Source organism: Pseudomonas sp. 7P_10.2_Bac1, from assembly GCF_025465935.1.
Classification (GTDB): Bacteria; Pseudomonadota; Gammaproteobacteria; order Pseudomonadales; family Pseudomonadaceae; genus Aquipseudomonas.
The window spans coordinates 227,393-250,675 of sequence record NZ_JANLNV010000058.1; the positions used below are offsets into that span (position 1 = coordinate 227,393).

General features: G+C 58.4%; 21 protein-coding genes. 18 read left to right on the forward strand and 3 right to left on the reverse strand.

Annotated elements, in window-relative coordinates:
- Positions 1–84 precede the first annotated feature (84 nt).
- From arnC to NTD86_RS10770, 8 genes are all read left to right on the forward strand, one after another.
- Positions 85–1,092: an undecaprenyl-phosphate 4-deoxy-4-formamido-L-arabinose transferase gene (gene arnC, locus NTD86_RS10735; protein WP_262202184.1), complete on the forward strand. Its 1,008-nt coding sequence runs from the start codon at positions 85–87 to the stop codon at positions 1,090–1,092.
- A 2-nt stretch (positions 1,093–1,094) separates the two neighbouring features.
- Complete coding sequence (gene arnA / locus NTD86_RS10740) at positions 1,095–3,086, forward strand: bifunctional UDP-4-amino-4-deoxy-L-arabinose formyltransferase/UDP-glucuronic acid oxidase ArnA (protein WP_262202185.1); 1,992 nt, start codon at positions 1,095–1,097, stop codon at positions 3,084–3,086.
- Entirely contained in the window at positions 3,086–3,970 is an 885-nt protein-coding gene (gene arnD, locus NTD86_RS10745; protein ID WP_262202186.1) for a 4-deoxy-4-formamido-L-arabinose-phosphoundecaprenol deformylase, read from the forward strand. The genes arnA and arnD overlap by 1 nt, the downstream gene beginning before the upstream one ends.
- Positions 3,967–5,616, forward strand: coding sequence for a lipid IV(A) 4-amino-4-deoxy-L-arabinosyltransferase (arnT, locus tag NTD86_RS10750; protein ID WP_262202188.1), 1,650 nt, complete (start codon positions 3,967–3,969; stop codon positions 5,614–5,616). Before arnD ends, arnT begins: the two co-directional genes overlap by 4 nt.
- Positions 5,613–5,957, forward strand: a complete 345-nt coding sequence (gene arnE / locus NTD86_RS10755) for a 4-amino-4-deoxy-L-arabinose-phosphoundecaprenol flippase subunit ArnE (protein WP_262202189.1) — start codon at positions 5,613–5,615, stop codon at positions 5,955–5,957. Before arnT ends, arnE begins: the two co-directional genes overlap by 4 nt.
- Positions 5,954–6,361 (forward strand): 4-amino-4-deoxy-L-arabinose-phosphoundecaprenol flippase subunit ArnF, encoded by a 408-nt coding sequence (gene arnF / locus NTD86_RS10760; RefSeq protein WP_262202190.1) that lies wholly within the window; start codon positions 5,954–5,956, stop codon positions 6,359–6,361. The genes arnE and arnF overlap by 4 nt, the downstream gene beginning before the upstream one ends.
- Positions 6,358–7,722, forward strand: coding sequence for a UDP-glucose dehydrogenase family protein (locus NTD86_RS10765; protein WP_262202191.1), 1,365 nt, complete (start codon positions 6,358–6,360; stop codon positions 7,720–7,722). Before arnF ends, NTD86_RS10765 begins: the two co-directional genes overlap by 4 nt.
- A 148-nt stretch (positions 7,723–7,870) precedes the next feature.
- Positions 7,871–9,478 carry an ArnT family glycosyltransferase gene (locus NTD86_RS10770; protein WP_262202192.1) on the forward strand — a complete coding sequence of 536 codons (1,608 nt, stop codon included), beginning with the start codon at positions 7,871–7,873 and terminating at the stop codon, positions 9,476–9,478.
- A gap of 57 nt (positions 9,479–9,535) precedes the next feature.
- Here the strand turns inward: NTD86_RS10770 and NTD86_RS10775 are convergent, their stop codons facing one another.
- Positions 9,536–10,621 carry an NAD(P)H-dependent flavin oxidoreductase gene (locus NTD86_RS10775; protein WP_262202194.1) on the reverse strand — a complete coding sequence of 362 codons (1,086 nt, stop codon included), beginning with the start codon at positions 10,619–10,621 and terminating at the stop codon, positions 9,536–9,538.
- A 116-nt stretch (positions 10,622–10,737) separates the two neighbouring features.
- The gene (locus tag NTD86_RS10780; protein WP_262202195.1) at positions 10,738–12,294 is read right to left on the reverse strand and encodes a murein L,D-transpeptidase; all 1,557 of its coding nucleotides are present in this window, start codon (positions 12,292–12,294) and stop codon (positions 10,738–10,740) included.
- Positions 12,295–12,436: 142 nt separating this feature from the next.
- Between NTD86_RS10780 and NTD86_RS10785 the strand changes: the two genes are divergently transcribed.
- The 9 genes from NTD86_RS10785 (at position 12,437) to NTD86_RS10825 (ending at position 21,518) form a co-directional block, all read left to right on the forward strand.
- Entirely contained in the window at positions 12,437–13,144 is a 708-nt protein-coding gene (locus NTD86_RS10785) for a murein L,D-transpeptidase catalytic domain family protein (RefSeq protein WP_262202196.1), read from the forward strand.
- A 186-nt stretch (positions 13,145–13,330) separates the two neighbouring features.
- Entirely contained in the window at positions 13,331–14,101 is a 771-nt protein-coding gene (locus NTD86_RS10790) for a FadR/GntR family transcriptional regulator (protein ID WP_262202197.1), read from the forward strand.
- A 115-nt stretch (positions 14,102–14,216) separates the two neighbouring features.
- Positions 14,217–15,419 (forward strand): ABC transporter substrate-binding protein, encoded by a 1,203-nt coding sequence (locus NTD86_RS10795; protein ID WP_262202199.1) that lies wholly within the window; start codon positions 14,217–14,219, stop codon positions 15,417–15,419.
- Between the two features lie 66 nt (positions 15,420–15,485).
- On the forward strand, positions 15,486–16,346 hold the full coding sequence (locus NTD86_RS10800) for a branched-chain amino acid ABC transporter permease (protein ID WP_262202200.1): 861 nt from the start codon (positions 15,486–15,488) through the stop codon (positions 16,344–16,346).
- 1 nt (position 16,347) lies between these two features.
- Positions 16,348–17,358 (forward strand): branched-chain amino acid ABC transporter permease, encoded by a 1,011-nt coding sequence (locus tag NTD86_RS10805; protein ID WP_262202201.1) that lies wholly within the window; start codon positions 16,348–16,350, stop codon positions 17,356–17,358.
- Positions 17,355–18,116, forward strand: a complete 762-nt coding sequence (locus NTD86_RS10810; RefSeq protein WP_262202202.1) for an ABC transporter ATP-binding protein — start codon at positions 17,355–17,357, stop codon at positions 18,114–18,116. Before NTD86_RS10805 ends, NTD86_RS10810 begins: the two co-directional genes overlap by 4 nt.
- Positions 18,116–18,811, forward strand: coding sequence for an ABC transporter ATP-binding protein (locus NTD86_RS10815; protein ID WP_262202203.1), 696 nt, complete (start codon positions 18,116–18,118; stop codon positions 18,809–18,811). Before NTD86_RS10810 ends, NTD86_RS10815 begins: the two co-directional genes overlap by 1 nt.
- 17 nt (positions 18,812–18,828) lie before the next feature.
- A complete protein-coding gene (locus NTD86_RS10820; RefSeq protein ID WP_315974739.1) occupies positions 18,829–20,109 on the forward strand; it encodes a Zn-dependent hydrolase in 1,281 nt (426 codons plus the stop codon).
- Positions 20,106–21,518 (forward strand): amidase, encoded by a 1,413-nt coding sequence (locus NTD86_RS10825; RefSeq protein WP_262202204.1) that lies wholly within the window; start codon positions 20,106–20,108, stop codon positions 21,516–21,518. Before NTD86_RS10820 ends, NTD86_RS10825 begins: the two co-directional genes overlap by 4 nt.
- Positions 21,519–21,590: 72 nt before the next feature.
- Here the strand turns inward: NTD86_RS10825 and NTD86_RS10830 are convergent, their stop codons facing one another.
- A complete protein-coding gene (locus tag NTD86_RS10830; protein WP_262202206.1) occupies positions 21,591–22,151 on the reverse strand; it encodes a nucleotidyltransferase family protein in 561 nt (186 codons plus the stop codon).
- Positions 22,152–22,286: 135 nt separating this feature from the next.
- Between NTD86_RS10830 and cho the strand changes: the two genes are divergently transcribed.
- Positions 22,287–23,126 (forward strand): excinuclease Cho, encoded by an 840-nt coding sequence (gene cho, locus NTD86_RS10835; protein WP_262202207.1) that lies wholly within the window; start codon positions 22,287–22,289, stop codon positions 23,124–23,126.
- The last annotated feature ends 157 nt before the right edge of the window (positions 23,127–23,283 follow it).

A 23,283-nucleotide genomic window follows, 5' to 3' on the forward strand; every position in this document is an offset into this window, starting at 1 on the left:
GGCGTAGTCTATATAGTGCGCCTGAACAGGCCGACTTCTCAGACGAGTCATCTTGAGCCATAGCAACTGACTGGAACGAATACCTTGAAACCCTACCCTATCCAGTGCGTGTCGATCGTCATTCCGGTCTACAACGAAGAACAGAGCCTGCCCGAATTGCTGCGCCGTACCGAAACAGCCTGTGCCCAGCTAACCCAAGCTTACGAAATCGTACTGGTCGACGATGGCAGCCGGGACAAATCGGCGCAAATCCTGCAAGAAGCTGCTGAGCGTGAAGGCAGCCCAGTAGTCGCGGTAATCCTCAACCGCAACTATGGACAACATGCCGCAATCATGGCCGGCTTTGAAAACTCCAAGGGCGACGTGGTCATCACCCTGGATGCTGACCTGCAGAACCCTCCTGAAGAAATTCCGCGCCTGGTTGCCCAGGCAGCCTTGGGTTACGACGTGGTCGGCACCGTGCGCAACAACCGCCAGGACTCTGCCTGGCGCCGCTGGCCATCACGTCTCATCAACCTGGCCGTGCAACGTTCCACTGGCGTTGCCATGAGCGACTACGGCTGCATGTTGCGCGCCTATCGCCGCTCGATTGTCGACGCCATGCTGGCGTGCCGCGAGCGCAGCACCTTTATTCCGATTCTCGCCAACAGCTTTGCCCGCCACACCACCGAGGTGTTGGTGCAACACGCCGAGCGTGAACACGGTGATTCGAAATACAGCCCGATGCGCTTGATCAATCTGATGTTTGACTTGATCACCTGCATGACCACAACCCCCTTGCGCCTACTGAGCATCATTGGTTTCAGCATGGCCTTGCTTGGGGTTATATTCGCGATTTTGCTGATCCTGCTACGCCTGATTTTTGGGGCTACCTGGGCTGGCGACGGTACATTTGTGCTGTTTGCCGTGCTGTTTGTGTTCACCGGCGGCCAGTTCATTGGCATGGGCCTGCTGGGTGAATACCTGGGGCGCATGTACAGCGATGTGCGAGCCCGCCCACGGTTCTTCATTGAGAAAATCGTGCGCGCAGAACCTGCGACAGATACTGCTCCAACTTGCAACTCGTCTTCTTCTACTTCGACACAGGTCTAACCATGAGTTTGAAAGCCGTTGTTTTCGCCTATCACGATATTGGCTGCACAGGCATCGAAGCCCTGCTCAATGCAGGCTATGAAATTGCTGCCGTGTTCACCCATGCTGATGACCCCTCGGAAAATAACTTCTACGGTTCTGTGGCCCAACTGTGCGCCCGTAAAGGCATTCCGGTACATGCGCCGGAAGATGCTAACCACCCGCTGTGGATCGAGCGTATTCGCAAGCTGAATGCCGACTACATCTTCTCGTTCTACTACCGCAACCTGTTGGGCGAAGAACTGCTGGCCAGCGCCAGCAAAGGTGCGTTCAACCTGCACGGCTCCCTGCTGCCACGCTACCGTGGTCGCGCTCCGGCCAACTGGGTACTGGTCAACGGCGAAACCGAAACCGGCGTGACCCTGCACCGCATGGTCAAGCGCGCGGATGCCGGTGACATCGTTGCCCAGGAACGCATCAGCATCGAGCGCAGCGACACCGCGCTGAGCCTGCACGCCAAACTGCGTGACACCGCTGCCAAGTTGCTGGCTACAACCCTGCCAGCCCTGCCTGAAGGCAAGCTCAAGGAAACCCCGCAAGACGAATCCAAGGCCACTTACTTTGGCCGTCGTACGCCGGCTGATGGCCTGCTGCAGTGGAATCGCCCTGCTGAAGAACTGTTCAACCTGGTCCGTGCTGTGACCCAACCTTACCCAGGTGCTTTCTGCGCCGTGGGCGAGCACAAACTGATTGTCTGGGCCAGCGAAGTGGTTGCCGGCAACGAAGGCCAGGCACCAGGCAACGTGATCAGCTGCGACCCGCTGCGTATCGCCTGCGGTAAAGACTCGCTGGTAATCACCGCCGGTCAGCGCAACGACAACGGCCTGTACCTGAGCGGCCCGCAACTGGCCCGCGAACTGGGTCTGGTTGACGGTTCCCGTCTGCGTGGCAGCGAATCAGGCCGGCCGGCCCGTCGCACCCGCGTTCTGATCCTGGGTGTTAACGGCTTCATCGGTAACCACCTGTCCGAGCGTCTGCTGCAAGACGACCGCTACGAAGTGTACGGCCTGGACATCGGTTCCGACGCGATCGACCGCCTGCGCAGCCACCCGAATTTCCACTTCGTGGAAGGCGACATCAGCATCCACACCGAGTGGATCGAGTACCACATCAAGAAGTGCGATGTGATCCTGCCGCTGGTGGCCATCGCGACCCCTATCGAATACACCCGCAACCCGCTGCGCGTATTCGAGCTGGACTTCGAAGAAAACCTCAAGCTGGTTCGCTACTGCGTCAAGTACAACAAGCGCGTGATCTTCCCGTCCACGTCCGAAGTCTATGGCATGTGCCAGGACCAGAACTTCGACGAAGACACCTCCAACCTGATTGTTGGCCCAATCAACAAGCAGCGCTGGATCTACTCCGTATCCAAGCAACTGCTGGACCGCGTGATCTGGGCTTACGGCACCAAAGGCCTGAAATTCACCCTGTTCCGTCCGTTCAACTGGATGGGCCCGCGCCTGGACCGTCTGGACTCGGCTCGTGTTGGCAGCTCGCGCGCCATCACTCAGCTGATCCTGCACCTCGTGGAAGGCACCCCGATCCGTCTGGTTGACGGTGGCGCCCAGAAGCGTTGCTTCACTGATGTGGCTGACGGCATCGAAGCCCTGGCACGCATCATCGAAAACAAAGACGGCAAGTGCGACGGCCAGATCATCAACATCGGCAACCCGGAAAACGAAGCCAGCATTCGTGAACTGGGCGAAGAATTGCTGCGTCAGTTCGAAGCGCACCCGCTGCGTGACAACTTCCCGCCGTTCGCTGGTTTCCGCGATGTTGAAAGCCAGTCGTTCTACGGCACCGGCTATCAGGACGTCAGTCACCGCAAACCAAGCGTTGAAAACGCACGTCGCCTGATTGACTGGACGCCGACCACCGAACTGAGCGAAACCATCGGCAAAACTCTGGATTTCTTCCTGCGTGAAGCCATGGTTGAAATCGCGGAAAAACGTTAATGCAAGCTGGACTACGTATTGATGTCGATACTTACCGAGGCACCCGTGAAGGGGTGCCGCGGTTACTCGAACTGCTCGACGAAGCAGGCGTAAAAGCCACATTTTTCTTTAGCGTGGGGCCGGACAACATGGGCCGCCATTTATGGCGCCTGATCAAACCCCAGTTCTTCTGGAAAATGATGCGTTCCAAAGCTGCCAGCCTGTATGGCTGGGATATTTTGCTGGCCGGCACTGCCTGGCCTGGCAAACCGATCGGCAAGGATCTGGGGCACTTGATGCGCCAGACCCTGGCCGCGGGCCATGAAGTGGGCTTGCACGCGTGGGATCACCACGGCTGGCAGGCCAACACCGGGCGCTGGAGCGAAGCACAACTGATCGAGCAGATTCGCAAGGGTGTCGACACCCTGAGCGACATCACCGGCCAGGCCGTCGAATGTTCGGCCGCCGCCGGCTGGCGCGCAGATGAGCGCGTAGTCCAGGCCAAAGAAACCTTTGGCTTTCGCTATAACAGTGATTGCCGCGGGCACAGTCTGTTTCGGCCAAGGTTGGCCGACGGCAGACTGGGCGCGCCGCAGATCCCTGTTGATTTGCCCACATTCGATGAAGTGGTCGGACCTGAGCTCAGCGCTGCCGATTTCAATTCATACATTCTTGATCGCTTCAGCCCACACAAGCTGAATGCGTACACCATTCATGCAGAAGTAGAAGGGATTCTAATGGCCAATGACTTTCGTCAATTGCTGACGCAGGCCCGTGCCCGCGACATTCACTTTCAGCCCCTGCGGGACTTGCTTCCCGCTGACCTCGACAGCCTGCCCGCCGGCCAATTGAGCCGTGGCGTACTGGAAGGCCGTGAAGGCTGGCTGGGAGTGCAAAAGCCATGACTCAACGCTGGATGATTCCCCTGCTGGTTCTGGCATTCATTGCCTTCTACCTGTTACCCCTGGGTACCCATGGTCTATGGATCCCTGACGAAACACGTTATGCGCAAATCGGTCAGCAGATCCTGGTCGACGGTAACTGGGTTACCCCGCATTTCATGGACATTCGTTACTTCGAGAAGCCGATTGCCGGCTACTGGATGATCGCTATCGGGCAAGCCATTTTTGGCGAAAACCTGTTTGGCGTTCGAATTGCCTCGGCAATCGCCACTGGCCTCAGCGTACTGCTGGCCTACTTGGTTGCTCGCCGCCTGTGGAATGACCCGCGCAAAAGCTTTGCTTGCGCGCTGGTGTACATGACTTTCGGCCTCATCGCCGGTCAAGCCGGGTACTCCAACCTCGATCCGCAGTTCACGTTGTGGGTTAACCTGAGCCTGGTCTCGCTGTGGTTTGCAGTCGACACCCAGGATTCACGTCAGCGTCTGTTCTGCTGGGCACTGCTGGGCTTTGCCTGTGGCATGGGCTTTATGACCAAGGGCTTCCTGGCCCTGCTGCTGCCGGTGCTGATCGCCCTGCCCTACATGATCTGGCAAAAGCGCTTCCTGGAACTGGTCAAATACGGCCTGGTTGCCATGCTGGTCGCCGCCATCGTGTCGTTGCCTTGGGTACTGGCTGTCCACGCCCAGGAGCCGGACTACTGGCGCTTCTTCTTCTGGCACGAGCACATCCGCCGCTTTGCTGGTGAAGATGCTCAGCACGGTCGTCCTTGGTGGTTCTACTTGCCGCTGATCGTAGTCTCCAGCTTGCCATGGGCTGCCCTGCTGCCTGCCACGCTCAAAGATGCCTGGGGCCAGAAGCGCCAGGTGAGCGTGATCTTCGTGCTGATGTGGCTGCTGCTGCCGCTGGGCTTGTTCAGCCTGAGCAAAGGCAAACTCCCGACCTACATCATGCCGTGCATGCTGCCGCTGGCCCTGTTGCTGGGCCATGCCCTGATGGAGCGCGTGGAGCACACCAAAACCTTGTCGCTGCGTTTGAACGGCCTGGTCAACCTGTTGCTCGGCGCCGGTGCCTTGCTTGCCTTGATCTTCTTCCAGATCAAAAAACCGTTTTACGACAACGAACCGCTGCATATCTCGCTGCTGGTCGTAGTGCTGCTGACCTGGATCGTCACTGGGCTGCTGGTTATGTACCGTCCGGTCAAAATGTGGGGCGCTCCAGCCATCGCCATGGGTGTTCTGGTATTGGTCTTGCCAGCCAGCATGCCGAGCAGCGTAGTGCACAACAAAATGCCTGATCAGTTTGTGCTGCATCATCTGGATGCGTTGAAGCCTGCCACCGCGCTGCTGAGTAACGATCTGGGCGCAGCTTCTGCCCTGTCGTGGCGCCTGCGCCGCCCGGACGTGACGCTGTACAACACTCAGGGCGAGGTCAAATACGGCCTGACCTATGACGATGCCAAGGGCAAGAGCATTGGCCTGGATGACATTCAGGCCTGGCTTGCCGACGCGCGCCTCAAAGGCCCGGTCGGTGTCGTCATGCGCGTCAAGGACAGCGACGAAACCCATGAAATGGACATGCTGCCAAAAGACGCCCAACGTTTTGACGAAGGCAACATGGTGATCCTGATTTACCCGCAGACCACTCCATGACCCTGACCCTGCTGTTCATGGCCTGCCTGCTCACATGCGCAGGCCAAGTGGCCCAGAAGTACGCCGTCGAAAGCTGGCGAGGGCCACAATCGGGGATCGCAGACAAACTGCGCTCCCCCTGGTTGTGGTTGGCCCTGCTGTGTCTGGGCCTCGGTTTGCTGGTGTGGTTGCTGGTCTTGCAACGGCTTGAAGTGGGTATCGCGTATCCGATGCTCAGCCTCAACTTTGTATTGATCACTCTGGTAGCACGTTATTTGTTCAAGGAAACCATCGACCTGCGCCACTGGTGCGGGGTTGGCCTGGTGATCGCAGGTGTCGCGCTGCTGGGGCAACACGCATGAGCCTGCGTCGCGGTTTTCTCTTTGCCTCTGGCAGCGTATTGCTGGTCAGCAGTGCCCAACTGGGCATGCGCTGGAGCATGACGCGTCTGCCGGAGCCTACACAATGGCTGAACGCAATCAGCCAGAGTGACGTTTCATTGCCCGCACTGGCAGTCGTGTTTGGCTCGATCATGGCTTACGCGCTGTCGATGCTCTGCTGGCTGCTGGCCTTGCGTGACCTGCCGCTGGGGCGGGCCTATTCGCTGCTCAGTTTCAGCTACGCTTTGGTCTACTTGCTGGCCGCCAGCCTGCCGGTATTCCATGAAAGCTTCACCCTTTCAAAAACCCTAGGAGTGGCCTTGGTCATTCTGGGGGTGCTGACGATCAACTCTCGACGTACCCCAAGTTCCAGGAACAGCGCATGAAAATCAGTGTATTCGGTAGTGGTTATGTAGGCCTGGTGCAGGCAACGGTATTGGCGGAAGTCGGCCACGACGTGATTTGCATGGACATTGATCAGAAAAAGGTCGAGCTGTTACAGCAAGGTCACGTCAGTATTTATGAGCCGGGCCTCTCCAGCCTGGTGCGTGAAAACCTCGAAAACAAACGCCTGCGTTTCACCAGCGACGAAAAACTCGCCGTTGAGCATGGCCAGGTACTGTTTATCGCAGTGGGCACCCCGCCAAGCGAAGATGGCTCGGCCGACCTTAAAGCCGTGTTCTCGGTAGGCGAGGCCGTGGCCCGTCACCGTATCGAGCCGGTAATTCTGGTCGAGAAATCCACCGTACCGGTAGGCACCGGTGACGCACTGACTGCGCACATCAACGAGGCCCTGAGCAAAACCGGTCGTTCTCTGCAGTTCGATGTGGTTTCAAACCCCGAATTTCTCAAGGAAGGCTCGGCGGTCAGCGACTGCCGCCGTCCGGACCGCATCATCATTGGCTGCGCGCGTGAAGAAGTACGTGATGTCATGCGTGACCTGTACGCCCCGTTCAACCGCAACCATGACCGCATCATCAACATGGACCTGCGCAGCGCTGAACTGACCAAGTACGCGGCCAACTGCATGCTGGCGACCAAAATCAGCTTCATCAACCAGATCGCTGAACTGGCCGAACACCTGGGCGCTGACATTGAGTCGGTACGTCTGGGCATCGGTGCCGACACCCGTATCGGCTACCACTTCATCTACCCTGGCTGCGGCTACGGGGGTTCGTGCTTCCCTAAAGACATGCGCGCATTGATCCACAGCGCCCAGCAAGTCAATTGCTCCAGCGACCTGCTGCAAGCCGTTGAAGCGATCAACGAACGTCAAAAACACAAACTGTTTGATCGTATCAATGCCTTCTTCAAGGGTGACCTAAAGGGCAAGACCTTTGCCTTGTGGGGCCTGGCGTTCAAGCCCAACACTGACGACATGCGCGATGCACCTAGCCGCGTGCTGATGGAAGCCCTGTGGGCCGCCGGTGCCGACGTGCGCGCCTTCGACCCCGAAGCCATGCAGGAAACCCAGCGCTTGTACGGTGACGAACCGCGTCTGAGCCTGATGGGCACCCCCGAGTCCACACTGCAGGGCGCCGACGCCTTGATCGTGTGCACTGAATGGCAGCAGTTCAAAGCGCCAGACTTTGACCTGATCAAGCAGCGCCTCAAGACTCCGGTGATTTTCGACGGCCGTAACCTGTACGACGGCGAACGCCTGAGCCGCGTTGGCTTGCAGTACTTCCCTATGGGGCGTGGTGAGTCCATCAACTTGCCGGTCTCCAAAGGCTCAACCGCCGCTTAACGCTTCAACAGCGCCGCCATTGGCAACAATGGCGGCGTTTTTTATGGATGAAATTCGACTGATTACTGTGTAAGTGCGTGTTCGCGATCTTTCAAAAGATCAAAAGCTTGCGCCTACTTGCCCCCTTATTGAGTCAAGGAAACTCGACATGCCGGCTTTCTCTTCTCCCAGCGCTTTACGTGCATTGCACCGACAGTCTCTGCTGCTTGGTGCGTTGACATTACTGCTGTTTATTCTGGGCGACATGCATCAGGCCGCGATCGGCTTTGACTCGCGCTTCGTGCTGTTTGCCAAGGAAATGCTGCGCCATGGCCCGAGCTTTTTCCCGACCACCTATGGCGAGCCATACGCCGACTACAACGCGACCACCACGGTGTTTACCTGGTTACTGTCCCTGCCCTTTGGCGAAGTCAACAGCCTGACCGCCTGGCTGCCCACGGCCATTGCCAGTGCATTGATTGTGATGCTGGTTTATCGGCTGGTTGCCCCGCAGTCCACCACCTGGGCCCTGCTCAGCGTGGCACTGCTGTTGTTGAGCATGACCTTCATCACTGAAACCCGCGCCGTGTCACTCGACCAAATGCTGGCCGCAGTCAGCCTGGGGGCGTTCTATCAGGCATATGCCCACGACCACTTCGATACGCCGCGCCGACATGGTTGGCTACTAGTTTTGCTGGTCCTGGGTTTCGCCATCCGCGGCCCGATTGGCCTGGTGATTCCAACGGGCATGCTGTGCAGCTATTTCCTGCTCAGCGGCCAATGGCGGCGCATGATCAGCGTGGGCTTGCAGGCACTGGTGATCCTGGTGCTGTGCATTGGCCTGCTGCTGTTTTTGGCCTGGCTCAGTGGCGGACACGCTTTTGTCCAGGACGTAATCCGTATGCAGGTCACCGGCCGTATCGACGGCACCGAAGGGGCCAGCAGCACGTTCTATTACTTCACCAGTTCCATGGGCAACTATGCCCTCGCCTATCCGCTGGCCGTGCTAGTACTGGTGGCTATCCTCATCGCCGGGCGTAAACCTTCGACCCCAGCTTTGCATCTGGTCAAATACTGCGCCGCAGCAGGCTTGATCGTGATGATAGGCCTGTCGATTCCGCAAGCGAAAAAGGCCCGTTATGTGCTGCCGATGCTGCCCATGGCAGCGATCATTGCGGCGTATCCATTCCAGGTTGCACACAACCGGGTATTCGCCGTGTTGCGCGTGATTATCCAGGCGATTCTGTTGGCGCTGCCCTCACTGCTCATCGCAGGCCTGGTTGTCGCGAACAAACGCCTGGGCGATCAACTGCCGCCCTTGAACATCATCTACGTCATCCTCGGCGTGTTGCAGGTCATTGCAGTGGGGCTGTTGTTCAAAGCCCACCTGCGGGCCGTTGGCTTGGGTGCCTGTGCGGTACTGGCGATGTGGAGCAGCTACATCCTGGTGCTGGAACCCGCTGAACAAAATGCTTACAACACCCGCGATTTCACCGTCAACGCGCTGCACCTGATCGACCAGGCGCCCGCCCCGCTGGTACTGCATGGCATGGGTAAAGACGCCAAGGCCATCAAATTCATGGTTAACGTGGATCGCGACTTGCTACCGGTATTCACCCAGTCAGCGGTTGAATTGACGGCCTTGCAAGCCCCTGTGTGGATCGTCATGGATCGCAAGGACTACCAGGCACTGCAAGGCACCGAACTGGGCAATATCGTCCCGGCACTGAGCGGCAGTTTCGACAAAAACGACTATGTGTTGTTGCATTTGCCCTGAGCCTTGGGTGAGCACAAAGGCTGCGGCGTTTACGCCGCAGCCTCGAACACCCTGTGGTTATTGACCCGCTGAACGCGCCTGATAGTCGTCGATCAACTTGCGGGTCAACTCAAACGACGACAATTCAGCGGTGCGGCCCGGGCTCAACGGGAATGCCTGCCCAGCCCACAGGTTGATGAAATCCCCAGAGCCGGCGGGCTCAGATTTGGCCTTCAGGGGCAGCAACACTCCGCCAGCCAACGGAAACGCGGGGGCTTGCGGGTTGATCGGCCCAACCTCACGCATTACCCGGTTAAGAATCCCGCGAGCCGGTCGACCGGTAAACAGGTTGGTCAGGGCCGTATCACTTGAGCTGGCTTCGCGCAGCGCGCGGTGATGAGGCCTGGAGATTTTCGACTGCGGGCAAAACAGGTACGCGGTACCGATTTGTACGGCGCTTGCAGCCAAGGCAAAGGCTGCTGCGATACCACGCGCATCGGCGATCCCGCCTGCGGCGATCACCGGCACTGAAACCGCATCAGCGATTTGTGGCACCAATGCAAAGGTGCCGATCTGGCTAGTCCACTCAGTGGTTAAAAACATCGCTCGATGGCCACCCGCTTCATTGCCCATGGCAATAATGGCATCGCAACCATGGCGTTCGAGCCACTGCGCTTCTTCGACAGTGGTTGCCGAACTGAGAATCTTCGCCCCCGTGGCCTTGACCCGCGCCATCAATGCTGGGGCTGGCAGCGCAAAATGGAAGCTCACCACTGCAGGTCGCAGCTCCTCAACCAGCGCACACGTGGCCTCGTCAAAAGGCGCTCGAACGGAAACCGGAGTTGGAGCATCAAAGTCAGCGCCGAGTTCGTCGTAATAATCTTTAAACAATGCCTTCCAGCGCTGAATGTGCGCCTCGTCGTATGCCGGGGCCTGGTGACAAAAGAAGTTCAAATTGAACGGCTGGTCAGTGGCTGCACGAAAGGCTGCGACCTCTTCACGAATCGCGTCATGACTCAACGTTGCACATGCCAGAGAGCCCAGACCACCCGCCTTTGCCACACCGATCATGACATCAGCACCGGCACCGAGCATGGGTGCCTGAATGATCGGGACGCTAATGCCAACCAGGTCGATAAAACGCGAGTCAGGCCATTGAGCCATGGGGATTCTCTCTACGGTCAATAATCGGAATCTGGATAGTAACGTGTACGAGCGAGCTTGCCTCCCGATCTTTTAAAGCAGCAAAAGATCGCGAGGCAAGCTCGCTACCGTTGTGGTCAGCGCTTGCTGCTGAGCGCCGTTATCAGGGCCGGGTCACGGTTGTAGATGTCCGGGGTGTAAATCACTTTGCCGGTTTTATCGGCTTGGGCCGTCCAGTAGGTCATCAGGATCGGCTTGGGGTTGGACAAGCGAAACTCATGGGTTTTACCGGTGCTTAGCAGGTCTTCGGTGCGGCTTTTTTCCGCTGGGGTGACCAGTACGTCGCGCAGCTGGAAGACCGACTCAACGCGCACACACCCCGAACTGAATGCTCGCGGGCCTTTGCTGAACAGCGCCTGGCTTGGCGTGTCGTGCAGGTACACCGAAAACGGATTGGGGAAGCGCAATACAATCTTGCCCAACGGGTTTCTCGGCCCGGCGCCCTGGCGCAGCAAGATATTGCCGGGGCGATCCCAATCGATACTCTGCGGCGAGACTGGCTGCCCGTTGCTGTCAATAACCTGCAAGTCATGCCGGCTCAGGAAAGATGAGTCGCGGCGAATTTGCGGCAGTTTGTCTTCTTTGAAAATCGTCGGCGGGATGGTCCAGGTCGGGTTCAGGGTCAGGCGCGTGACCCGTGACTTGAGCAGCGGCGTCTGCCGGTCTGCACGACCTACCTGAGTACGGGTTTGCCACACCGGCTGGCCATTTTCATAGACCGTCAACTTCGCCGCCGGCACGTTTACCAGCAACATGGATGGCTCTACATCCTGGGCCATCCAGCGAAAACGTTCCAGGTTGACACGCAATTGTTCACGTCGCACCGCCGGGCTGACATTCAGCTCCTTGACCGTGCCTGCACCGATGATCCCGTCCGCCTGCAATGAATGGTTGAGCTGGAAGCTTTTGACCGCTGACGCTAATTCATTGGTGTAGAGGTTGTCGGGGGTTGCGAGTTTGTGGTCCAGATAACCCTCGCCCAACAAGCGCTGGACCAGTACTGGAACTCGAGGGTCCTGCATCCCGGGGCGTAACACTTGGCCATCCGGGATAGTCGGCCATTTGGGTAATGGCTGCAGACGCTCGCGGGCATACACCTGGCGCAAATTCTTATAGAGCTCAAACCCCGGGCGGGCCTGGGCGAACGCTTGCTCAATCGTGTTCAGACCCGATTCGGCAATTGGCAAAATCTGGCTTCTGTCAGGCGGTACTTCATTGGCATGCCAGACTGGCTCGAAGCGGGCTTGGGGCAAGCGGCCAAAGTGCAGGTCCTGCAGGGCTTGCAGGTACTGGCGGCTGGTTTCGATATCGGCGCACAGGTCCTGAGCCTTGGGCAAGGTGTAGTGCTGCGGATCCAGGCCATCGTCCGCTAAGCTCGGCAATGCCGCCTGCAAAGCCGCCAAACGCCCTTTGTCGGCCCAGATTGGCTGGTAATTCTGGCTCTGGTAAAAAGCCTCAAGCAGCGCCTGTGTCGGTTCGTCGATACGGCCTGCCAGGCTCGGGCACGCTTGTGGCAGTTGCGTCAACGCCACTTGCACCGGGCTTGAGAGCTCGACTGGCTGGTCATCCGCCAGTGCGACCAGTGGCGCAGCGAGCAAGGCAAGGGTCAAGTAACATGCGTGTTTTTTGATCAACTGCTTAACTCCAGTCCGTGGCCTTTAGGTGAGGGTCACTGTGTTGCTTGTCGCGTTATACATTCAGGCTAGCATCTAAATCGCGGCTGCTATTGGATCAGCTCAATGTCTTAAGTCTATTTAATGTGGAAACCCTCTTTATATGCTGATTTTCATGCGACGACTTTTTCTGGTCGCCGCGACCCTGGGCACTCTCTGCAGCCCAGCGTTCGCCGCCAACCCTTCCAGTCCGGTGCTTTACAACAGCCTTGCCCAGGCAGCCCCGGAGCTCAATCCCCAAGTTCTTGAAAGCGCTCTTAGCGCCATGCAATGCGCCGTCAGCAATGGCGCCACCCAGGCTCGGCACCTGGCGGTCATCGATTACTCCCTGCCCTCAACCGCCCGACGCTTATGGATTTTCGACCTGACCTCAAAGAAGCTGGTAATGCGTGAACTGGTCGCTCATGGTCAAAACTCAGGTGAAAATTTTGCCACCCGCTTCTCCAACAGCGAGGGCAGCTTTCAGTCCAGCCTGGGGCTGTTTCGTACTCAAGAAAGCTACCAGGGCGCAAACGGTTACTCCTTGCGTATGGATGGTCTTGAGCCGGGCATCAACGATCGGGCCCGTGATCGCGACATCGTGATCCATGGTGCCAGTTATGTGAACCCGCTCTGGAGCCAGCGCCAAGGCCGTATCGGTCGTAGCCAGGGTTGCCCGGCCGTACGTCCACAAGTGGCGCGCCAAGTAGTGGACAACCTGAAGAACGGACAGTTCATGTTTGCCTGGTATCCCGATAAGCGCTGGTTGAAGTCCTCGGCATATCTGAACTGCAAGCCGCAGCTGGTGGCGAGCATCGTTTCGACTAAGTAAAAACTGCCTCTACTACGACGCCTGATCCTCGCGATCTTTTAAAAGATCGCGAGGCAAGCGCCTACAGCCATATCCATTCCCGACCCCATTTCTCTGAAAACGACACCTCACTCGGTCGATGGTTGACTGAGCCTGCGCACATCTATTTATTACTATTTATCCGCATTAATACGATAAATAGAAAACATGCTTAACCGCCCAATTCGCCGCAAACGCCAGAAGCTGTCCGATGTGATTGTCGAGTCGGTGAAGCGTTCGATTGTCACTGACGCTCTCAAGCCCGGCGATCGCCTGCCCACTGAACGCGAGTTGATGGAGAGCTTTCAGTGCTCCAAGGGCTCTGCACGGGAAGCACTCAAGGCGCTGGAGGTCGAGGGCCTGGTCAGTACGCGCACCGGTCCCAGCGGCGGTGCATATCTGAATCAGGCCGGGACAGAGCCCGCCAGTCGTGCCTTGCGCAATTACTTGCACTTCCAGCATCTGGATGGCGAGCAGGTCTATCAGTTGCGCAAGGTGATTGAAGTCGAGTTGGCGGTGTCCGTGATCGGACGTTTGAGCGCCGAGGACTATCAAGCCCTACAGGCCAACGTAGATTTTTGCAGCACCCCTGAAGACAGCGAGGCTGGTCAGCGCGAGCAGCGTCTGGCCGAACTTGAGTTTCATAACCTGCTAGCCCGCGCATGCCCCAACCCGCTGTTAAGTTTCATGGCGCAGTTTCTCAACGACTTGCTGCGCGATCTGGTGGTCCTGAAAAAGGCCTACAAACCAAAGCGCAAGCAGTTCGATGCCGCCAACCTCGATTATCACAAGCAATTGCTGATGGCCTTTCGCGCTGAAGATGAAGCGAAGGTGCGCAGTTTGATGCATGAGCATATGTGCGACGCCGAACACCACATGAGCGCCCTCGAAGGCCAGGTCAATCCGCACTTTTTGCTGGAGTTCGATCACCACCACTGACCCGTTCAGCCATAACCGTGCAATAGATCCCATCCAATAAAAGGCCTGCCCACAGGACCTGATCCGCCGTTTGCCATTGCTACTCCTGCCAATAATTAAACCAGGGAGTTACCCCATGCAACGTCGTACTTTGTTGAAAGCTGGCCTGGCTGCTGCCAGCGCTTTAAGCCTTCCGCTTGGCATACGCCAGGCTTTTGCCGCAGAGCCCTTTACCTTCTATGGGTTGAAGTCCATGTCCGGAGCCTTTGCCAGTTATGGCAAATTTGCCGACATGGGCTCGCGTCTGGCCGTCGATCAATACCCGCAGCTGTTAGGCAGGCCATTGGTCTACAAGGTCATCGATACCGAAGGCAATGCCGGCAAGGCAGTACGCAAGGTTCAGGAAGCAATCGGCCAGGACGGCGCACGTTTTTTCCAGGGTTGTACGCTGTCGTCGTCTGCCCTGGCCGTGGCTAAGGAAGTCAACAAGAGCGGCGGTGTCTTCATGACCCCGGTGGGCGCCGACGAGGTCACCGGCAAGGACTGCAACAGCTCAACGTTTCGCTGGTCGGTGCCCACCTACGGCGCGGTGCGTGAAACCCTGGTACCACTGATCAAACGTCTACCGGAGGCCAAACGCTGGTACACCATTACGCCGCAATACGTGTTTGGTGAAGCTCTGCTCGATGGCACCCGCGAAGTGCTCAAGGAGCATGGCCTGGAGCTTGTCGGCAACAGCTACCACTCGCTGCAAGAGCAGGAGTTCTCCGGGTATTTGACCAACGCCATTTCTGCAAAGCCCGACGTGCTGGTGCTGCTGAATTTTGGCAGCCAATCGAACAATACCCTGCGTCAGGCCGTGAATTTCGGCATGAAAGAGCGAATGAAGATCTTGCTAGTGTGGTCAGCCGGGCTGGATCAATTTCAAGAGCTGGGCAGTGATGTGCTCGAAGGCGTGTACCTCGGCGCCCAATACTGGCACCAGGTCGACTCCCCGCTCAATCGCGAACTGGTTAAAGCCACCCAGGCCAAATACGGTATCAACCCCAATTACCCGCTGGCAGCAGACTTCATCAGCACCAAGGTCATGCTCGACACCATCTCAGCCACGGGCAGCTTCGATGGTCCAACGGTAGCCAAGGCCATGCAGGGCCTGACGTACGAAGGCCCGACCGGCAAAGAAACCATCCGCGCCGGCGACCATCAAGTGATCAAGGATTACTACCTGATGCTGGGCAAACCGGAGAGCGAAATGAGTGACAAGGACGATCTGGCCATGGTGGTCAGCTCCGGTCAGTCGTTTACCCCGCTCGCCGACACCGGCTGTGTGATGCGCTAACCCCCGATTATTTTGCGATTGCTACACGCAGCCGGTCAGACACGACCGCCTGCAGAGGGTATCTGCATGCTCGAACTCTATCTGTTCCAGATTCTCAATGGCCTGGGCCTGGGAATGATCTACTTTCTGATTGCCGTCGGACTGACCATCATTTTTGGCCTGCTGAACTTCGTCAACTTCGCCCATGGTGCGTTTTTCCTATTGGGCGCCTACCTCTGCTACACCGCCGTCAGCCTGACCGGTAACTTCTGGCTGTCACTGCTGATCGCACCATTGCTGGTCGCGGCCCTCGCCTGGGTCATTGAACGAGTGCTGATTCAGCGGATTTACAACCTGCCCCACATGTTCCAGATCCTGGTAACGCTGGGTATTGCGCTGATTATTCAGGAAGCCAGTGTGATGATCTGGGGTCCGGTGGGCAAAAGCGTCGCGGTCCCGCCGTTACTGCGCGGCGTAGTTGAAATCGGCGACTTTATCTACCCCTACTACCGTTTGTTCCTGATCGTTTTCTCGGCGCTGGTGGGTGTTGCCTTGTGGCTACTGCTGGAGCGGACGCGCTTCGGAGCGCTGGTGCGCGCCGGTAGCGAAAGCACCGAGACCGTGTCGTTGCTGGGCACCAACATCTTCCGTCTGTTTTCCATGACCTTCGCCTTGGGCGCAGGGCTGGCCGGCATTGCCGGGGTGTTATTCGCCCCTTTGCGCGGTGCGCAGCCTTTTGTCGGCCCGGAGATTCTCGGCGTGGCCTTCGTAGTGGTGGTCATCGGCGGCATGGGTTCGTTCAGCGGCGCCCTGGTGGGTGGTTTGCTGGTGGGTGTGGTGCAAAGCCTGATGACAACTATATGGCCTCAAGGTGCGAGTCTTATGATCTACGGCGCTATGGCCGTGGTGATTCTGCTGCGACCTTATGGCCTGTTTGGGAGAGCCTGACATGAGCGAGAAAAATCCCCTTCCCTTTGCCAAGACTCAGTCCCGCTCCATGCTGTTATTGGTGATTGCGGTCTTGATCGGCCTGCCGTTGGTGTTGCCATCCGCCACTCTGGCCACTGAAATTCTGATCTTCGCCATGGCCGCGCTGGCCTGTAACCTGCTGTTGGGTTACACCGGGTTGCTGTCGTTCGGGCAAGGCATTTTCTTTGGTGCCGGCTCTTACTGCGCCGCGTTGCTGATGATTCATCTGCAATGGGGCCTGTTCAGCGCGCTGTTGGGCGCTGCCATCGCCGGAGCCTTGCTGGCGTTCCTGGTGGGCGCCCTGGCGATTCGCCGCACCGGCATCTACTTCGTGATGCTGACCCTGGCGTTCAGCCAGATGGCGTATTTTCTGACCTACACCCTGAGCGACTGGACCGGCGGGGACAACGGCTTGCTCGATGTACCACGGCCTGAAATCCGCATCGGTGACACGCTGTTGATGTCACTCAGTGATGCGCGCTACTTCTACGGCTTTGTCGCGGTGCTGTTTCTGCTGATTTTCATAGGCGCACGCCGGGTGATCACCTCGCCCTTTGGCAGCACGCTGATGGCGATCCGCGAGAACGAAACCCGCGCGGCCGCCATCGGCTACGACACCCGTCACTTCAAGATCCTGGTGTTCATGCTCTCGGGCGCTGTCACCGGTATTGCCGGTGCCCTGTACGCCATGCTGCTGCACTTTGTGCCGCTGTCCAACATCGACCTGATGATGTCGGAAAACATTCTGATCATGACCATTGTCGGCGGTACCGGGTCGCTGTTCGGTTCATTGCTGGGCGCCGGGTCAATCGTGCTGCTGGGTGACGTCCTGTCTGATTTGTGGCCGCGCTGGCTGATGCTGCTCGGGCTGATTTTGATCGTGGTCGTGGTGTTTATGCGCGGCGGATTGTGGGGTGGCTTTGCCAGCCTGTTCGAGCGCATCAAAGGTTCGCGCAAACAAAGCCTGCCGATTCAGGAGGAACAGCCATGAGCACCCATACCCCTTATTTGCTGGAAACCGAGAACCTGAAGCTCTCCTACGGCGCCTTCAATGCCGTGAACGGGGTCAATCTGAAGGTCGAGCAAGGCACGATCCACACCGTGATCGGCCCCAACGGCGCGGGCAAGACCAGCCTGTTCCACTGTTTGACCGGCGAACGCCGGGCCACCGACGGGACGATTATGTTTGGCGGCAAAAACATTATCAAAAAGCCGTCCCATGGCCGTGTTGCTTTGGGCATGGCGCGTTCCTTTCAACTCACCAGCCTTTTCCAGAACCTCAGCGTGCGAGAAAACCTGCGCCTCGCCGCACAGGGCCGTGACGGACTGGCCGCACTGAACTTCTGGCGTCGCGTAGACAGCCGCCGCGAGCACGTGGACATGGCAGACCAAGTGCTTGAGCGTCTGCAATTGACCCAACGCGCCAACACCCTGGCGGGCGAGTTGTCCCACGGCCAGCAACGGGTACTGGAGGTGGGCATGTCAATTTGCTCCAAACCCAAACTGTTGATGCTCGATGAGCCGACCTCCGGGATGGGCATTGACGATATTCCGATCATGACCCAACTGATCAGCGACCTGGGTCGCGATCACACCGTGCTGCTGATCGAGCACAACATGAGCATCGTGATGTCCATCAGCCAACGCATCACGGTGATGAGCCACGGCCAGATCCTGGTCGAAGGCACCCCTGAATTCGTGCGCGCCGATGAGCGTGTGCGCACCGCCTACCTGGGAGAAGCCGCCTGATGCTGATCGTCGACGATATCCACTCTTATTACGACAAAAGCCACGTCCTCGAAGGCGTCACGTTGCAGGTCAATCCCGGCGAACTGGTGACCTTGCTGGGCCGCAACGGCGCGGGCAAGACCACCACATTGCGCAGTATTCTGGGCGTTGTCTGCCCGCGCAAAGGGCAGATCCGCTTTAACGGCCAGGACATGGTCGGGCGCAAGATATTCGAAATCGCCCGCGAAGGCCTTGCACTGGTGCCGGAGCATCGCGGCATTTTCCGTTTGCTGAGCGTGGAAGAGAACTTGCGTATTGCCCAGCGCAAAAGCAGCCGCTGGCAATTGGAAGACGTATACGGGATGTTCCCACGCCTCAAGGAACGTCGCAAAAACGCCGGCCATGCCTTGTCCGGTGGTGAGCAGCAAATGCTCGCCATCGCCCGCGCCCTGCTCAATGATCCCAAGCTGCTGATTCTCGATGAACCCACAGAAGGCCTTGCGCCGGTCATCGTCGATGAACTGGTGAAGATCCTGCGCAAGATCAAGGACGACGGTCTGCCCGTGCTGCTGGTGGAACAAAACCTGATGGTCTGCGACAAGCTTGCCGATCGCCATTACGTGCTCGAACAAGGCCGCGTGGTGTACGAAGGCAGCGCCGCCGATTTCCGTGCCAATCCAACGATCAAGAACCGCTACCTGGCCCTTAGCGCCTGAAGGGAGACTCGTGCCCCATGAACAGCCCAATCGTGTTATCCGACCTTTTCAACAGCAACGCAGCGCTGATCAACCGCGACCGCTTGTGGCAATCGCTGATGGATCTGGCCCAGCTTGGTGCCACGGCCAAGGGCGGTGTCTGCCGCCTGGCCCTGACCGACCTCGACCGCCAGGCCCGCGACTTGTTTGTGCGCTGGTGTGAAGAAGCTGGCTGCAGCGTCACCATTGACGGCATCGGCAATATTTTTGCCCGCCGCGCGGGGCGCCAAGCGGATTTACCACCGGTCATGACCGGCAGCCACATCGACACCCAGCCCACCGGCGGCAAGTTCGACGGCTGCTTTGGGGTCATGGCCGGCCTGGAAGTCATCCGTACCCTCAACGATCTGCAACTGACCACTGAAGCCCCGATCGAAGTAGTGGTGTGGACCAACGAGGAAGGCTCGCGGTTTCCGCCCTGCATGATGGGATCCGGGGTCTTTGCCGGTAAATTCGATCTGGACGAAACGCTGAACAAGGTTGATGAGCAGGGCCTGTCGGTCGGTGCCGAGTTGCAGCGTATTGGCTATGCAGGTAGCCGCCCGGTACTCGGGCACCCGGTGGGTGCTTATTTTGAGGCGCATATCGAGCAAGGGCCGGTGCTGGAAGATCGTGACACCACCATTGGCGTGGTCATGGGCTGCCTCGGCCAGAAATGGTTCGACCTGACACTGACCGGCGTCGAGGCGCACGCAGGCCCTACCCCCATGCACTTGCGCAAGGACGCACTGGTGGGCGCCGCACAGGTGATCAGCGCCGTCAACCGGACCGCGCTTGAGCACCAACCCCATGCCTGCGGCACCGTCGGCTGTCTGAACCTGCACCCGGGTTCGCGCAACGTGATCCCCGGTCAGGTGCACATGACCATCGATCTGCGGCACCTGCACGCTGATCAGTTACAAGCCATGGTGGATGAGGTACGTCATGCCATTGAAGTGGCTTGTGCAGAGCACGGCTTGAGTTTTGAGCTGACCCCGACCGCGGATTTCCCGCCGCTGGACTTTAACCCTGGGTGTGTCGAGGCGGTGCGCCAGGGCGCACAACAATTGGGCTTGAGCCATATGGATATCGTCAGCGGCGCCGGGCATGACGCGATTTTTGTGGCCGAACTGGGCCCAGCCGGGATGATATTTGTGCCGTGTGAAGGCGGTATCAGCCACAACGAAATCGAAAACGCAGCCCCTCAGGACCTGGCCGATGGCTGCGCGGTACTGCTGCGGGCCATGGTCAATGCCGCGCAAGGGGTGAAAAAACCATGAGTACAACACCCGACATCGGCCAGATGAACGCCGTCGAACTACTAGCCCGCTACCGCGATAAAAGCCTGTCGCCGGTGGACGTGACAGAAGATGCCCTGCTGCGCATCGAACGCTTCAACCCAGCAGTCAATGCGTATTGCCATGTGGACCCGGAAGGTGCATTGCAGGCCGCGCGCGCATCTGAGCAACGCTGGCTTAAAGGCGCACCGTGCGGAGCGCTAGATGGCGTGCCCGCTTCGATCAAAGACCTGACTCTCACCCAAGGCATGCCCACCCGCAAAGGCTCACGCACGACATCGAGCCAAGGGCCTTGGGAGGTTGACGCGCCATTTAGTGCATTCATGCGTAAGGCCGGCGCGGTATTACTGGGCAAAACCACTACCCCGGAGTTTGGCTGGAAAGGCGTCACCGACAACCCGCTGTATGGCATTACCCGCAACCCGTGGGACACCCGGCTGACCGCGGGTGGCTCCTCCGGCGGAGCTGCAGCCGCTGCTTCGCTCAACCTCGGCGTGTTGCATCAGGGCAGCGATGCAGGCGGCTCGATTCGTATCCCGTGTGCCTTGACCGGGACCTTCGGTATCAAGCCGACCTTTGGCTACGTGCCGCAATGGCCGGCCAGCGCCATGACCATCCTGTCGCATTTGGGGCCGATGACCCGCACCGTTGAAGATGCCGTCCTGATGCTGCAAACCGTGGCGCGGCCCGATGCTCGCGACGGTTTGATCGGTGCCCCGCGCAACACGCCCTGGCTGCACCACAGCGATGACCTCAAAGGCTTGCGCATTGCCTACAGCCCGAACTTCGGCTATGTCGATGTCGACCCGCAGGTCGCCCTGGTCGTGGCCCGCGCGGTTGAACGACTGGCCGAGCTGGGCGCTCACGTCGAGTTGGTTGACCCGGGCTTCAGCGATCCGTTGGCAACCTTCAATACCCTATGGTTCGCCGGTGCCGCACGTTTGGCCAGCCAGCTCAGCAGTGCCCAGCGCGAAATGATGGACCCGGGCTTGCAGCGCATCGCGGGGTTGGGCGAACGCATCACTCTCGAGCAATACAGCAGCGCACTGGAAGCACGGGCGGCGCTGGTTGCGCACATGAACGCGTTCCATGAGCGCTATGACATTCTGGTTTCGCCCATGCTGCCAATCACCGCATTTACCGCCGGGCATAACGTACCGCCCGAGTCCTCAATGACCGACTGGATGCAATGGACCCCGTTCACCTACCCGTTCAACCTGACCCAACAACCGGCGGCATCGGTGCCGTGCGGTCTGGCCGAAAATGGCCTGCCGGTTGGCCTGCACGTGGTCGGCGCCCGATTTGCCGACGATCACGTGCTGCGGGTTTGTCGGGCTTATGAAAAGCACTTTGCACAAAGCCACCCGCAAGCGCCCATAACGCCCGTATAAAACGGTTACCCCTTGTAGGAGCCCACTTGCCTCGCGATCTTTTAAACGATCAAAAAATCGCGAGACAAGCTCCTACAGATCAATAATCGTCAGCCATGGCCAACGCTGCTGATAACTTCTGGCCTTCTGAATAAACAGGTCAGGCTGCGGGTTATTCGGATTAGGGCGTAGCAGCCCCTGCCCGATATCCTCCAGACCATATGGCGCATAGACCTCGCCGGTTTCAGTGCAAAGGCCGACGCAGGTCCCAGCCACCAGATATCGATCAACACCGTCCCGGGCTGTAAGCAACTGCGGATAAGGCCTGCCGAATCGCTCGTGGTACCAGAGATGCACCCGTGCCTGGTTCTTGATATCGACGTTCACTCCAAGGTCTTCAAACAACCGCCGCGACTTGATAATGACCTCGTTCTCTGCCTCCCAGGACAAGTCTTGATCAAAGTAGAAAACGTCATAATCCTTGACCCCAAACGCCGGAGGCAGGTTCGACTGGTGATTCCAGACCGCCTGAAACAGGCTGCCTGCTGTCAGCAAGCACTGGTCAACGCCCAGCTTAGGCAAGCGATCCAAGAGTTCAGCGTTAATCGGGTTGCTCATCGCCAGGCTGATAAAGTGTTCAGGTGTCAAATTCATTGGCAGTCCTTCACTCCAGAGGTCCAGTTGGGAACAACTCTATCCGGGTTCCATGACAGGTTCTATCGACAAGGAGCCAGGTGATTCTGACCGGTGGCCGTCATATGCCGTTACCTATGCCTCACTATAACCACCATGCCTATACGCCCTGCACAACTCGCCCCTGTTTATGAGTACCCTGACCACCTGCGCGCTCAAGTCGATGCGGCACCGCGGGCTCCTGGGGTTTATTTGTTTTATGCGCAAGACGACTCGATGCCACTGTATATCGGTAAAAGCGTGGATATTCGCAGTCGGCTTCTGGCTCACCTGCGAACCCCTGAAGAAGCCCGCATGCTGCGGCAAGCGCAGCGGATCGAATATGTACAAACAGCCGGAGAAATCGGTGCGCTGCTGCTGGAGTCGCGCCTGATCAAAGAGCTGCAACCTTTAAAGAACAAACGGTTGCGCAAGCAGCGGCGCCTGTGCTCGATACGCGTCAGCAACGGAATTGCAGAGATCATCGATACCACCACGCTGAGTGGTCAGGTGCCGCTGTACGGGCTATTTCGTAACAGGCGCACGGCCATCGAAGCGCTGATGCTCATCGCTGACGAGCATCGGCTGTGTCACCACCTGCTAGGCATTGAAAAATCCGCGGGGCGCAGTTGCTTCAGAGCCCAGATCGGTAAGTGTGCGGGGGCGTGTCGAGGTGATGAAAGCCATGACGCTCATTCCGAACGCTTGCTTGAAGCCCTTGCCCAGTGGGCGGTGCACCGCTGGCCATTTCCTGGCGCGATAGCGCTGTACGAACGCTACGGCGAACTGGAGGAATATCACGTAGTGGACGGCTGGCACTACATTGGCACCTATGCCACGCAAGCCGAGGCCAGGCTGGCGCCCAGAATGAGTGCCCAGGCATTCGACGCCGACTGCTACAAGATCCTGGTGCGTCCGGTACTGTTCGAAAGCAGTGTCGTGATCATCCTCAGTTAGCCGGCTGAACGCTCGCTGCACCTGGCGCCTTGACATCACCACTAGCCCCCTGCACATTGGCCGCCCATTCTTTTTCGGCCTCTCTTCAGTGCACCGCCCAGGCGTTAATTCGCGAAGCGGGCATACATGACGCCGGCTCTTAATCATCGGTCGCCAA